At 33.5% G+C, this 13,422-nt stretch carries 17 protein-coding genes; all 17 read left to right on the top strand.

The window, feature by feature from the left end:
• Positions 1-4 precede the first annotated feature (4 nt).
• Complete coding sequence (locus ACHUE4_RS08930) at positions 5-1,333, top strand: amidohydrolase family protein (RefSeq protein WP_394189137.1); 1,329 nt, start codon at positions 5-7, stop codon at positions 1,331-1,333.
• Positions 1,334-1,363: 30 nt separating this feature from the next.
• Positions 1,364-1,507, top strand: a complete 144-nt coding sequence (locus ACHUE4_RS08925) for a hypothetical protein (RefSeq protein ID WP_394189135.1) — start codon at positions 1,364-1,366, stop codon at positions 1,505-1,507.
• Between the two features lie 24 nt (positions 1,508-1,531).
• On the top strand, positions 1,532-2,365 hold the full coding sequence (locus ACHUE4_RS08920) for an alpha/beta fold hydrolase (RefSeq protein WP_394189133.1): 834 nt from the start codon (positions 1,532-1,534) through the stop codon (positions 2,363-2,365).
• 56 nt (positions 2,366-2,421) lie between these two features.
• On the top strand, positions 2,422-2,880 hold the full coding sequence (locus ACHUE4_RS08915) for a DIP1984 family protein (RefSeq protein ID WP_394189131.1): 459 nt from the start codon (positions 2,422-2,424) through the stop codon (positions 2,878-2,880).
• A gap of 309 nt (positions 2,881-3,189) precedes the next feature.
• Entirely contained in the window at positions 3,190-4,287 is a 1,098-nt protein-coding gene (locus tag ACHUE4_RS08910; protein ID WP_394189129.1) for a DUF4362 domain-containing protein, read from the top strand.
• Positions 4,288-4,310: 23 nt separating this feature from the next.
• A complete protein-coding gene (locus tag ACHUE4_RS08905; protein ID WP_394189127.1) occupies positions 4,311-4,649 on the top strand; it encodes an NIPSNAP family protein in 339 nt (112 codons plus the stop codon).
• Positions 4,650-4,698: 49 nt separating this feature from the next.
• Entirely contained in the window at positions 4,699-5,139 is a 441-nt protein-coding gene (locus tag ACHUE4_RS08900) for a hypothetical protein (RefSeq protein WP_394189125.1), read from the top strand.
• 62 nt (positions 5,140-5,201) lie between these two features.
• A complete protein-coding gene (locus ACHUE4_RS08895) occupies positions 5,202-5,879 on the top strand; it encodes an HAD family hydrolase (RefSeq protein ID WP_394189123.1) in 678 nt (225 codons plus the stop codon).
• A gap of 45 nt (positions 5,880-5,924) precedes the next feature.
• A complete protein-coding gene (locus ACHUE4_RS08890) occupies positions 5,925-6,458 on the top strand; it encodes a hypothetical protein (protein WP_394189121.1) in 534 nt (177 codons plus the stop codon).
• Between the two features lie 68 nt (positions 6,459-6,526).
• A complete protein-coding gene (locus tag ACHUE4_RS08885; protein ID WP_394189119.1) occupies positions 6,527-6,805 on the top strand; it encodes a hypothetical protein in 279 nt (92 codons plus the stop codon).
• Positions 6,806-6,927: 122 nt separating this feature from the next.
• The gene (locus ACHUE4_RS08880) at positions 6,928-7,140 is read left to right on the top strand and encodes a hypothetical protein (RefSeq protein WP_394189117.1); all 213 of its coding nucleotides are present in this window, start codon (positions 6,928-6,930) and stop codon (positions 7,138-7,140) included.
• Positions 7,141-8,022: 882 nt separating this feature from the next.
• Positions 8,023-8,862, top strand: coding sequence for a PHP domain-containing protein (locus ACHUE4_RS08875; protein WP_394189115.1), 840 nt, complete (start codon positions 8,023-8,025; stop codon positions 8,860-8,862).
• Positions 8,863-9,241: 379 nt separating this feature from the next.
• Entirely contained in the window at positions 9,242-9,430 is a 189-nt protein-coding gene (locus tag ACHUE4_RS08870) for a hypothetical protein (protein ID WP_394189113.1), read from the top strand.
• A 447-nt stretch (positions 9,431-9,877) separates the two neighbouring features.
• The gene (locus tag ACHUE4_RS08865; protein ID WP_394189111.1) at positions 9,878-10,822 is read left to right on the top strand and encodes a hypothetical protein; all 945 of its coding nucleotides are present in this window, start codon (positions 9,878-9,880) and stop codon (positions 10,820-10,822) included.
• Between the two features lie 765 nt (positions 10,823-11,587).
• Positions 11,588-12,046 carry a DUF4367 domain-containing protein gene (locus tag ACHUE4_RS08860; protein WP_394189367.1) on the top strand — a complete coding sequence of 153 codons (459 nt, stop codon included), beginning with the start codon at positions 11,588-11,590 and terminating at the stop codon, positions 12,044-12,046.
• A 133-nt stretch (positions 12,047-12,179) separates the two neighbouring features.
• Positions 12,180-12,755: a histidine phosphatase family protein gene (locus ACHUE4_RS08855; RefSeq protein WP_394189109.1), complete on the top strand. Its 576-nt coding sequence runs from the start codon at positions 12,180-12,182 to the stop codon at positions 12,753-12,755.
• Positions 12,756-12,856: 101 nt separating this feature from the next.
• Positions 12,857-13,156, top strand: a complete 300-nt coding sequence (locus ACHUE4_RS08850; RefSeq protein WP_394189107.1) for a CPCC family cysteine-rich protein — start codon at positions 12,857-12,859, stop codon at positions 13,154-13,156.
• Positions 13,157-13,422: the final 266 nt, after the last annotated feature.

Raw genomic sequence — 13,422 nt, 5'->3', positions numbered from 1 at the left:
TCCCATGTATTTGTTGAAAAACGGTCTTGTTTTAGATATAAGAAGTGGTGAATTTCATAAAACAAATGTCATGATCGATGAAGGTAGGATTATTTTTATTGGAGAAATACAAAATGAAATTTCGGTTGAAGTACTAGACGTATCAGGAAAGTATATTATTCCAGGTTTAATAGATATGCATGTTCATATTAAACAGAACTTCGCTCCATTATTTACAGCAGCAGGAGTGACGACTGTTCGAAATACAGGAGGAAATGTTACCGAATTAGAATCATTGAGAAAAGCGACTAATGATTCGACAACTCCTCGAGTTATTTCAGCGGATCGTCTAATCGATGGTCCCCCTGGATTATGGGGAGAAACGAGTCCTTGGAACCTCATTGTTTCTAATGATGAAGATGCAAGGAATGAAGTGAAGCGACAAGTTGAAGCTGGTGCCGATTTAATTAAAGTATATGGTTGGCTATCAAAAGAAAATATGAAAACTGTTGTCGAAGAAGCGAAGGAAAATCAATTAGAAGTTAGTTGTGATCTAATTTACTCTACTGACGTGACTGCAATCGATGCGGCAAAAATGGGTATTAAATGGAATGAACATGCATCGGGTATTCTTCAATTATTATTTCCGAAGTGGTCTATGAAGGCAGAAGATACTATTTGGAATGAGATTGACTGGAAAGAAGATTATCGTCAAGAATTAGAGCCGATTTGTCAGGAATTAATCAATCATGGTGTTATCATTTGTCCGACATTAACGCTTTACGATCAATTATATCGTATGCCAGATGTATGGAAGCCAACAGCTGAACTTCCAGCGAGTCTTTTGAATCCTCAAAATCTAGTTAGACAATGGACGTATTTAGAATCGTTAAAAGAAGCATTACATAAACAGGGAAAACCAATACATATTATTAAACAAATCGTAAAGCTTTATCACGATTTAGGAGGAATGATTGTAGCTGGGACCGATACGCCAGCAGGTGTATGGACATATCCTGGCCTTGCTCTTCACCGAGAATTGCAACTACTAGTAGAGTCGGGTTTCAGTGAATTGGAAGCATTGCAAAGTGCAACAAGGAATGCTGCTTTAGCTCTAGAAATAGAGAATCTCGGAGAAATCAGGTCGGATTTCATTGCAGACTTATTAGTGTTAAATAAAAATCCTTTAGAAAATATTGAACATACCTTGTCCATTCACCAGGTTATTAAAGGCGGGAAAGTATACGAGCAAAAAGATATATTAGCATCCGTTCCTTCCGATGAAGAAGTAGAAATTATAATGAATAAGTTTATTCGAGAATTTCAAGACGGTCTTTTTGTAGGAAAACTATGAGATTAAACAATAATATAGGTGGTTTTGATCATGACATTTATCTTCACTTTGATTGTAACCTTACTTATCGGTGCATTTATGAACATCATATTTAAAACGACTAAAGTTACTGATTGGTTAGGCGTTATAGCCGTCTCGATTTTTAGTTCTATGATCATCACAGTTCTTCTATAGAACTATTTTGTAAGGGGTGAGACCATGTGGGTTCAACGATTTATTGATACAACCCGAGGAGCATTTGAATTGTTTGTAGCGGGTCAAGGTGAACCGCTTGCTGTTACTCATTTATATTGCGCTTTTAATGAAAAAGGGAATTTGTTTGCCAATCCATTTACATCCCACTATCGAGTGTATTTAATCAACCTTCGAGGTTGTGGGAATTCAGTGAAAGCTGATCATGAAGGACAATATAGCATGAATGAAACCGTATTAGATTTAGAGGCAATTAGGGAAGCGTTGGGATTGGAAAAGTGGGGGTTTGGAGGACATTCAACCGGTGGAATGCTTGCGTTAAAATATGCCATAGTCGCTCCAACTTCTCTTACTAAAATTATTGCTGGTGGAGCTGCAGCGAGTATAGAATACGGATTAGATCCTGACAGTATTTATTGTTCGGAAAACAAGAACTTTAATCGAATAATCGATATTATGGACAAACTAAATGAATCTTCAACTCAAGTTGAAGAACGGCAGAAACTTGGATATGAGTGGGCTTTGATGTCCTATTTCTCAGAAGATAAATTGAAAGAAGCTTTAACAAAACCAAACAGCGGAAAAACAGTTGGCGCTCGTTTAGAGTACTTTAGAAAGATTGAATGTAAGAGCTATGATCTCAGAGGTGAATTAGGAGATGTGAGATTACCAAGCTATATATACGCTGGTAAGCATGATGCACAATGTCCATATAGATTCGGTGTTGAAATTGCCAATCTATTACCCAACTCAACATTTATCACGTTTGAAGAAAGTAACCACAACCCTTTTTCGGAAGAGGAAGAAAAGTTCCAAGAGTTTGTGAGATTAACTGTGTAAGCATATTTATGATTTAGTAGAGAAATGAATCAGTAGATTAGAACGGGGGAATTTTAATGAAACTAGCTGAAGCATTAATATTAAGAACCGATTCTCAAAAACGATTAGAACAGGTCAAACATCGTTTGCTTTTAAACGCTAAATTCCAAGAAGGAGAATCACCAAGCGAGGATCCAAAAGACTTAGAAAAAGAATTAAAGCATTTACTTAAACAATTAAAACAACTCATTCAAAGAGTTAATCGTACAAACTTATTAACACCATTTGATGAACATCAATCACTTGGAGATGCTTTAGTCGAACGGGACCTAATTGGTCAAGAAAGAAAAATATATAGTGAATTATTGGACCGTGCATCTGTTCGACATGATCGATATTCAAAAACAGAAATTAAATTCGTTACGTCAATTAATGTCAAAGACACACAGAAGCATGTAGACGAGTTATCTCTCAAATTTCGATTGATTGATACTCGAATTCAAGAACTGAATTGGTTAACAGATTTAGTCGATTAATTGAGCAAGTTGGTAGCAACATGAAAAGGCGAGTACACATCCCGCCAACAGGGCAAGTTGGACTACTGGGCAAAGGTTCAGGGGTAACCTTGAGGTTCAAATCCTCTCACAAGTTAAACCCATGACAGTCACAGTTTTACAAGTTACTTATACAGTTTACTACCGCGTACTGATTTTCATTTTGTGAGGGTGGATTAGGGGATGCAATGTCAAAAAGGAGCTGCTACGGTGGCTCTTTTTTGATTAAACAAAGCTGTTATGAATAAAAATAGTGAAAAAATCTATTTAGATGGGCGTGAGAAATGAATGATGAAAATGAAGTACATCATATATCTTTTCGTAATTGCCTCGCTTCTTGTAGCTTGTAATACTTCTAACGGTTCAGGTGAGATACAAGAGAGAGTGAAACCGTCAGTGAAAGGAGTAAGTGATGTTGATGTCGTGAACACTCACGGTGGAGTTGAAGGTGTAGAAAAAATGCAGGTGTTTTATGAAAATACTCAAAAAGGGATAGCTGCCGACTTACGAATTGTCCACTACACGATTGAAGGAGATCCAATGGTTACGGATTTAAGCTTTAACGGGGATACGATTGAAGTGGAACACGATACGACAAGGGATACATTTGGAAGTGGTCAAGTCACTACAAATACCTGTGGGAATATGTTGGTGGAGTCATATCCGACCAATATATCGTATATTGTAACCGACTGTAAGGGGATGCCTTATGGGATGGAGAGTGTTTTACAAATAGACTATGACATGAAACTGCAAGATTTATTTGAAATTGAACTGAAGTATGGTGTTGAGCTTGAGAACGAAATAAATACGGTAAGTAATACTATGAGAAAAGTTATCAATGCAAAAGAACTTCAAAGTAAGAACGATTTTGAGTTACCTGAAAGTGTTATGCAAGAGGTTTATAAGAAATTGGTGCTGATGAGTTATTTAGGTGAAAAAGACTTGCAAGCTAAATGTGATGAGGAAGATGCAACGAACTATGAACTAAAAATGCATCTAAACAGAGGTCATCGTGATTATCGTTGGACTTCGTGCGATCAAAGTTATGATGGTCTGAAATTGACGGAAATTGCAGAGTACGTCATTGAACAATCCGAAATAGAACAAAGTGAAATGCCAGATGTTGAGGTTCAAGGCTACGTGCTCGAAATAAAAGATAATATGCTGGTCATCGTGGAAGATGTAAACATGTTTCAATTTGAATGGCTTAAAGTGGAATTACCTCAAAATGATCTGGATACATGGATTTTTGATTTCACTAATTTAGAAGGAGTTAATACTGATGAATTCAAAATTGGTGATAAAGTCCACGCAACGATTCAGGGGGATATCATTGGTTCTAAACCAGGAAAAGCGGTTGTGAAGGAAATTAAGAAAATAAATTAATTCAACATTAAGGTGGAGATATCATGTTCTATCGAAGAAAATCTTATATTGTAAAAAGTGATTTTGTAGAAGTTTTCAATAAACATTTCAATGAAACAAATCTCCCAAATCAATTGAAACGAGGAGCAAAGTTAGTGGGGAGATGGATGCACCAAAATGATGAAGAGACTACCTGCGTTTTTGCTATTTGGGAATATGATAGCTACGAACAGTATGTAGAAATCGAGACTACTATAAAAGCAGACACTTCCCATGTGCAGCGAATTCAAGATTGGTATGATTCACTTGGCGGAAGAGAAAACGTTTATAAGAATTATATACTCGAAGTGAAGAATGAGAGATTGGAATCGACATTATTGTAATTAGTGATTAGTTATATGTGGATTAGTAATGGGAGGGTGAGTGATTCCAGTGAGATTATATATAGTCATTAGAATTCTCTTTTTATCAAGTTTTCTTTTAGTAGGGTGTAGTGAGGATAATACAATTGATTGGAAGCCGACACCTGCATTTATTGCAGATGATATGGACTTACATGGAACTAAAGGAGAGTTTGGTATTAGGAAAGTGAATGGTGAGGTTGTTGAACCTGAATTTCCTGTAGTTGACCAAGGGAGACTATATCAACTTTATTTCTTGGATAGTACCAAAGATTTCAATGGAAAAACGTATAAAATGTTGGCAACTCATAAAGATTCTGAAGAGACCATTGAACTTTATGAAGATAGTATTGAGAACAATCAAAGTGGAGCAAAATTTGTTCTTGAGAAGACAGGACTTTGGAAAATCGACATTCTCGTTGATAACGAACTATATACAAGTTTTGTTATTGAAGCAAAAACTAATGAGTGACTTGGATTATTTAGTTAATGAGTACTTTTATTGTTAATACATATTTGAAATGGAGAGGTCAAATGAATCAAACAAAAACTGAAGTGAAAACAATTTTCTTAGATGCTGGTGGTGTTCTTTTTGAAACCTTTATAAAAGGAGACGACAGAATCAGATATTTGTTAATCGAAAGAGGATATCAAATATCACAAATTGAAGAAGCTATTTTAAAGGCAAAGCAAACCGAACTTCCTTTTATAACCAATTGGAACGAAGAGGAGCAATACTTCAAACGATATTATGGGGCGATTGCTGAAGAACTTGGTGAAATTGAACTTACAAATGAATTGCTTTTCTTCGCTCATTTTGCTGGACATTGTGAACTATATTCAGAAGTTAAATATGTTCTAGAGGAACTAAATAAAGAATACAAATTAGCTGTTATTTCAAATGCAATGCCAAGTATGGATTGGATATTTGATCGGTTAGGGATCCGTAAATATTTTGATTCGATTATACTTTCAGCCTTTGTAAATGAAGAAAAACCAAGAGAATCAATTTATAATATCGCTCTTAATCAAGCAAATGCAAAAAGTGAAGAGAGTATATTTATAGACGATAAACTTGAAAATATCGAAGGGGCAGAACGAGTTGGTATAAGAGGACTTCACTTAGATAGGGATAGGATGGATTTATTGGAATTACTTAGAGAGCAACAGCTAATCCGAAAACCTATTAATGAAAAAACTACTTTTAAGTAGAGTATGGGGGTATAGGCTATTAAAAAAATAGTAATTGGTACACTATTGATATCGTTACTTTTTATTTCTGTCATCATTTACAATCACAAACAACAACCAACAATCAATGACGTCCTTGAAATTACAAAGAATTGGTCTCCAGGAACTGAAGAAGTTTATTTCGTCCGAAAAATTGATGGGAAGTGGGTAACCATTTTTAGAAACCAAGATTCTTTAATGATTGGAGAATTAAAGCGAAATTGGTTTGGATTATGGAATATCCGAGATGATGTTGGCGAAGAAAGTACGTTAGCTTCAACGTATTATCCTCCAGAAGAAAATGACGAAATTACCTGGAGTTTAGCTGAAAGAGAAGAAAATAAAATAGTATATTATTTCGGACAATTAGTGAATCCTGAGATCCAAAAAATAACAGTGCAAACTAACGAAAAACCCGCTGAAGTTGTTCCTCTTATCACTTCAAATGGAAATCGATTTTTCTTTAAAAAGATAAAAGCTAAGGAAGTGTTTCCTGCAAATATCAAAGCATTTTCTAAATCGGGAGAATTAATTTATTCAACTCTTCCAGAACAACCCTAGAATTAATTAGCCAAGTAGAAACAGTGATTAACCATAAAATTCGCGTAATTACTATCGGAGGTTATATTTTGAATGAAAAAACAACGAGATTATCACTAACTGGTGCAATAATAATTTTGAGTATTGCCATCCTTTTTTCTGCCTCTCAAATCTCAAGAGCAATAATAGATTCTTCATCAAATTCTAATAACACGGATGCGGAACAAAATAGATATGAAATGATTTCACCAAACGATAGCAATATTATTATTTTCGATAATCAAAGTGGAGAATATTGGAGAAAATTTATTGAAACTGGTGAAGGCCCAACTGAATGGGAAAAACAAACATCCCCAATTGGTAATTAAAAATTAAATTATGTAAAAGCATTTCATCTAATAAATTCTTTAATTAAAGAATCAACAAATGATTAATTCTGTGGATTTTCTGTTACAACTTCAGTCTTATTATTTTTATGGGGGTATTTATATTGAAAAAGTATCTATATGGTTTTCTTGTACTTATTGTAAGTATGATTGTTACAAATCTAATGGGTACAATCGTTCGTGATGCCGGAAATGGTGAAATGACAAGTGGTATTTTTAATACAGGAATAAAGGGACTAATATTTTCAATCAATTTACTAAGTTCGATAATAGTATTTTGTGCTTTTTTTATCATTGAGGAAATAAAGAAAAAGTAAATGGACTTCAACAACAACAAGTGCTTCACTACAAAGAGAGGTAAAATATTTTGCTTATTGAACTCCCATGAAAATTAAAATTAAAAAAGAGCAAATTAAAATAGACCCAGTAAAACACTTTTTTAAAAAAAGGCTGAGCCGGTTAAAATTAATTATTAAAATTGATAGTGGTTCTGATCAAAAATCCTCCCCCTAGTAAAAAGTATAGGGTGATTGACTAGTGCAACAACCTGAGTAGGATTAATCTCCCATGAGTGCTACCCATTAAGGGCGCGACATTCTTTGATACACCGTGGTTGTTGGAGTCAGACTAACGCAAGGGCTCTACGGCACCATAGTTCATCGACCTTAATCACCTAGCAGTAGTAATCTATACCCGTTCTGAATAAATTTTCATCCTCAGTGGTGCAGCGCAGGTATTGCGATGCATGCGTGGCTAACGTGGTGCTATAGCTCGAGAACGGTCTTCTTTAACTAACGCAGCAGGTTAGTTCAAATAGAGGTATTAATTACATAACATTTATTGGGGGAAATGCTTTGAAAAGATTACTGAATTGGAGTTATTTTTGGGTTTTGTTTGTCGGTATCTTAATAGGGTATTTTGGGATACCTATGCTAACTCGTTTATACTTTCTCCTAACGCAGCAGAATAGTTAAAGAAGAGGATTACCAGAGAGGTTGGTCTATTTTTCCGAAGGAATAAGAAACCGTTTTTGTAATATTGTATTAGTTGTGTTTTTATCTATCCAGAAAAAAATTATTAAATGAATTTCAATGAAATTACAAATGCAGAAACATAGCTAACAAGAACGAAGAAGAGTCCAGGACCGTCATGAAAAAAAGGAATTAGACATTCAATTACAAGTTAGAGGTGAAATTATAATGTATGCAGATTTACATATTCATTCACACTATTCCGATAGTACCCGTTCTCCTGAGGAAATTGTCAAGAAGGCAAGAGAGCTCGGCATTGACTTATTATGTGTAAGCGACCACAACACAACAGCAGCTTATAACGAGCTTATACCTTTGTGTAAAGCGAACCAAATTAAATTAATTCGAGGAGCAGAAATCTCTACTTCTTTTGAAGATAAAGAATTTCATGTTCTCGCATATGACTTCAATTTTGAAAATAAAGAGATAATTGATATTTGCAAACAATGCGAGACGGTTTATGCTGATATTGATTTTGAATTAATAAAAAAGATGAGTGTTGACTACAAGGAAATAAGTATAGAAGATTTTAATTCTTACAATCGAAATCTAAAAAACGGTGGTTGGAAAGGTTTTGACTACCTAAAGACCAAAAACTTAGTTATTGATGTTAATAGTTTTTTTAAGCTCATCAGTGATTATAATATTAAACCCAAAAATTCATTTCCATCAATAGAATATGTAATAAGTGTAATACATAATGCAAATGGTAAAGCAGTTATTGCCCATATCGGAGAAACAATGAAGAATAATCTTTTTGAAATAGAACCTCGTTTAAAAAAACTTGAAAATATGGGCGTAGATGGCTTTGAATGTTATTACACAACTCATACAGAAGAAACAACAAATGTTCTTATAGACTTTTGTCAAAAAAATAATATGTTAATAACCATAGGCAATGATGACCACGGTGGATTTAACAATAGATCCAATGTTATATATGAAATGGGGGCAATTAAGGTTGATTTTAGTAAGTTGAATTTGAAAGATATTGAGATTTTGGGTTAACTTTAATAACCATGTATGGTAGCACAAAACAGGCTTTTTTCATTATAATAAAAAATCGCCATTAAAAACGGTACGGAGAACCCTACTATTTTTTCAGAGCAAATAACTTGTCTTGAAAAGGCTGACAATTTTATCGTGTTATTAAAGAAAAGGATTACAGAATAATACAATCATTTTTTCATTAACGGGTGCTTTACTTCAAGAAGAAGAAAAGCATTTTTTCTTATTAAACTAACGGGGCAGTTTAGTGTAAGAGTAATTCATAGTTGTCTGAACAGGGTGAGTATTGTATTATAATTGCAACTCATAAAAGCTATATTACTAGTGCTGTATAATCAATATTTAGATACGCTATTTAAATTGGAAAGGGAGGAAACTTATGAAAAAGTATATTTGTAATGAATGTGGAGGAGAATTCTCCAAAAATCAACTCGATTCAGAATTACTGATAGATGGTGAGTCTTTTTGTAAAGGATGTGCTAGCAGCTTAATGGAAGCTGGAAGAGACTTTGTAGATCCAAATCATAATTTTGATTCGTACGAAGACTGGGACAAAAATGAACGTTAACTAAAATAACAGAAGTATTAAGAATAGACCCCAATATAGTTGGTTAAGATTTTTTATTATTTCTTTGCTTACTATATTGGGTGCTTTAATTAGAAAGCTATTGGAAGTAATCATTATCTCGGTTTCCTCAATCGGGTGCGACTGCGGAAGAAGGGTGGCATGGGCTTCCCTTTTTTTATTGGAACAAGAAGAAAGAATTAAAGATTCAACCTTCTACCTTGTTCTACTAACGGGTGCTTTACTTCAATAAGAGTAAAGGATTTCTTTTTCAACTAACGGGGCAGGTTAGTTAAAGAAGCTCGTTTTTTGATCAATAAATATCACATCAAACAAAAGTAAAAGGGTTACAATTCACATACGAATTGATAACCCTTTTGCTTTAGAAATTTATTGGTAAAATATACAAATTTTAATTGTATAATAGAACTATATGAGGAGGTTAGTCTAATGGGATTTTTTAAAAAGTTATTTGGTTCTACTCCACCCCCACCCGTATCTCCAACAGTAAAAGAACAATATGCCGATGTTCAAATTTCTTTTGTTCCTTCTGAAAGACTTTATAAGTCGGCAAGAGAAAAATCCGAAGAGACTGTATCAGAAAATCAACAACTATGGATTGATCGTTATGACAAAAAAGTTTGTCCGTCTTGTGGGTCTAGCTTGAAAGAAGCCCCTAAACAAAATCGGAAATGTCCAGAATGCAAAGATCAAATTCTGGTACGTAGTCACTTTCAAAAGAAAGATAAAAAAGTCTTGTTAAGACAAGATGAAAAAGATGATTTTGAAAAGGCAAAAAAAGGTTACTTCGATGAGAGATGGTGTGTACGTGAATTAACACATTTACAAATATCAGAAGAAGAATTTATGAAAACCTGGATTGAACTTGGTTCAGAATTCTCTTCTTTTGACGTTATGAAGGTCCTAATCGATCGCTCTGTTAATCAATTATCTTCATTCGAAAATAATTATCCAAAACGAATGAACTTTGAGAGGACCCGTAAATTGCTTTATATGAAAAATTTCCAACGACGTGGTTTTATTGAGTCAGCATATGATGTTTTACTAAGTTTAATAGTCTTTGATTTTTATTTAGAATTTAATAGAAGTGATCGTTATAACGAACTTATTGAATCGATTGAGAAAATGGATGATTCGAGGTTTGGTTTAACAAAACACTTGAATGATAATTCTTATTCTATAGTATTTTCTCAGGATTTATTAGAATTTAAGAAAGCTCTTAATCTTAGTGATAGTCAAATAAAACAGGATTTTTTAAAAACTAATGAAGAATCTTACAGTCATTTGAAAACAAGAATTGATTTAAATGCAGCTTGGAACTCTATTGAAGAGGTTTTATTGAAAAACGATGTAGGAAACTTAGAGACAATTTAGAAAGATGAGCTGCGATGAAAGCTCTTTTTTCTTATTCAACTAACGCAGCAGGTTAGTTCAATAAACAGGTAGAATTTGAAGGCATGTCGAAGTAGTTAAAGGAAGGGAGGTGTGTTATTTTCATAGGAATTTTGTTATTGCTCATTCCAGTACTTTTGGTAATTATAATTAATTTATTGATTTCTATACCTATCATTATTAAAAAACTTAAAGATAAGAACAACTTTAAAATAACTCATATTTATATTCAAAAAATTATGTTCATATATGCTATTATTATTTATTTTACTTTGATTATTGTAACAAACTTTGTGTTTGCAACCATCATAATTATAATAACTTATCCAACCATAATTACATTAATTGCGGTAGAAGTAATTTTTATTGAAAGAATTATGAGACGAAAGAAAAATTCTAAAGAAATTGTTTACTAAAAAAAGTTTTCTTATTTAGCTAACGGGTGCTTTACTTCAATTAGAGGTAAATCCTTATGCTTGTTGAACTAACGCGGCAGGTTAGTTCAATTAGAGGTATTAAGCACATAACATTTATTGGGGGAAATGCTTTGAAAAGATTACTGAATTGGAGTTATTTTTGGGTTTTATTTGTCGGCATCTTAATAGGGTATTTTGGGATACCTATGCTAACTCGTTTATACTTTCTCGTATTTAACTAACGAAGCAAGTTAGTTAAATAAGAACTAACCTCATTTTGAACAGAAACAGTGAAAATAGATTGGATATGGGGGTATTAATGTTGGATGAAATGGAAATAAAAATTCAAAGAAGTATAAAGAAAAGAAGAATTTTAAATTTTATAATTGTTGGTTTTATTTTGATTGGGACCTTATTTTATTTTATTAAGTTGCCAGTAAATATGGCAGGTTGGTTTGTACCCTTCAAAGTAGAAATACCTAACTATATTCCATTGAATGTTGAAAATAGTTACGTTAAAGTGGTTGGTTTTAATAGGGTTAAGATAGTGTATGAAAATCTAGATGAATCTTTAACTACCTGGGCAACAAGCGAAATTGGTTGGAATAATGTATCTAGTTGGGACGAAAAAATAACCTTGGAAAATGGTACAACAGCATATTATAACGTTAAAAATGATGTTCAAATGATTAGTTGGCGTATGGACAAAGTAGAGTATGCAATTGATTACACAGGAGATAAGTCGTTACCTAAAGATGAATTGATTAAAGTAGCTTCTTCTATAAAATAGAAAGTTAAAAAACAGTTAAATCTTCGTTCTTTTTTCACTAACGGGTGCTTTACTTCAAGAAGGGGTAAAGCATTTTTTCTTCTTCAACTAACGCAGCAGTTTAGTTAAAGAAAAATGAATTGGTGGTTATGGGATGGACTTAATATTTATTCGACACGGACAGGGAGAGCATACATTGGATATGCCGAGGAGTCTTCAGAATAAAAATCCTCCTTTAACTTCCATAGGGATAGAACAAGCACGGTTATTAAAATCCCAGTTTCAGTTAATTGATGATGATGTGATTATCATTAGCCCGATTAGAAGAACTTTGGATACAGCGATTATTTTAAGTGAAAACATAAATTGCCGTAAGATTGTAAGTCCATTAGTATCTCCAAGAATGTTTCCTATTCTCCCACACAAAAAGACGTTACCCTGTGATAAGATCCTTGATTTAGAAAAGATTAGAACTGAATATCCAACCTTCGAATTAGATCTGGATTCTACATCAAAATTGTGGAGTGATGGCATAAATACAATGGCTGAACAAACATTTGAAGAGTTAGCACTTAGTTTTCTTAGAAAATGTAAACAACTAAATAGAGAAAGGATATACATCATTTCCCACGATGGTACGATTACCTCATATCGTCAACTTATTACGGGGAAAGTTTTATCTCGAGAGGATTTTCCAAGAGAAACAGGTTGGTTTCAACTTCGCTGTTAAATATTCAACTAAAGCAGCAGAATAGTTCAATAAGAACGTTTAACCTTAAGAAAGATTTTGATATTATTAAAATTAATTAGAACAATTAGGGTGGGATTTTAGTGCAACGTGAAAAGTGTCCTTGTTGTGGCTTTCCAACATTAGAAGAGCGTGGGATTTTTAATATATGTGAACTTTGTAATTGGGAAGATGATGGACAAGACGACCCATATGCAGATGAAGTTTGGGGTGGTCCAAATGGGGATTACTCTCTTACAGAAGCAAGAAGAAATTTTAAAGAAAATCTCATTATGTATAGAGATAGAAGAAATATACTTAGTCAAACCGATCAAGAAATTGAAATAAAAAAGTCTTTAATAAGTGTGTTCGTTGAATTAGGCAAGTGTGAACAGATTCGTTAGAATATAAGGCACTTTGGAGCAAAATAAAGTCTTACGAGAAGATTTAATAGAAGTCCCTTATTGAACTAACGAGTGCTTTAGTAAAAAAAGACGGTCAAATAAATGCGCTTGGCGATACATTTCCAAGCGCATTTTTCTATACAAAATCAACCAATAACTTTAACATAGCTTTCTTATCCAACTAGCGGGGCAGTTTAGTTGAAGAAGAGTAACATACGTTATAGTGAAATTCAGAAAAACGGAGGTAGAACGTTGAAAAAAAACAG

This window comes from Paenisporosarcina quisquiliarum (assembly GCF_043641925.1).
Lineage (GTDB): Bacteria > Bacillota > Bacilli > Bacillales_A > Planococcaceae > Paenisporosarcina > Paenisporosarcina quisquiliarum_A.
Note: the sequence above shows the minus strand (reverse complement) of the source record. Positions and strands in the feature narration are given on the sequence as shown.

Bases quoted from the DNA above. Each gene is read 5' to 3' on its own strand.
- ACHUE4_RS08865 (WP_394189111.1), top strand. From the start codon at position 9,878: ATGGGATTTTTTAAAAAGTTATTTGGTTCTACTCCACCCCCACCCGTA.
- ACHUE4_RS08925 (WP_394189135.1), top strand. From the start codon at position 1,364: ATGACATTTATCTTCACTTTGATTGTAACCTTACTTATCGGTGCATTT.
- ACHUE4_RS08905 (WP_394189127.1), top strand. From the start codon at position 4,311: ATGTTCTATCGAAGAAAATCTTATATTGTAAAAAGTGATTTTGTAGAA.
- ACHUE4_RS08910 (WP_394189129.1), top strand. From the start codon at position 3,190: ATGAAAATGAAGTACATCATATATCTTTTCGTAATTGCCTCGCTTCTT.
- ACHUE4_RS08895 (WP_394189123.1), top strand. From the start codon at position 5,202: ATGAATCAAACAAAAACTGAAGTGAAAACAATTTTCTTAGATGCTGGT.
- ACHUE4_RS08860 (WP_394189367.1), top strand. From the start codon at position 11,588: ATGGAAATAAAAATTCAAAGAAGTATAAAGAAAAGAAGAATTTTAAAT.
- ACHUE4_RS08920 (WP_394189133.1), top strand. From the start codon at position 1,532: ATGTGGGTTCAACGATTTATTGATACAACCCGAGGAGCATTTGAATTG.
- ACHUE4_RS08870 (WP_394189113.1), top strand. From the start codon at position 9,242: ATGAAAAAGTATATTTGTAATGAATGTGGAGGAGAATTCTCCAAAAAT.
- ACHUE4_RS08930 (WP_394189137.1), top strand. From the start codon at position 5: ATGTATTTGTTGAAAAACGGTCTTGTTTTAGATATAAGAAGTGGTGAA.
- ACHUE4_RS08855 (WP_394189109.1), top strand. From the start codon at position 12,180: ATGGACTTAATATTTATTCGACACGGACAGGGAGAGCATACATTGGAT.
- ACHUE4_RS08915 (WP_394189131.1), top strand. From the start codon at position 2,422: ATGAAACTAGCTGAAGCATTAATATTAAGAACCGATTCTCAAAAACGA.
- ACHUE4_RS08875 (WP_394189115.1), top strand. From the start codon at position 8,023: ATGTATGCAGATTTACATATTCATTCACACTATTCCGATAGTACCCGT.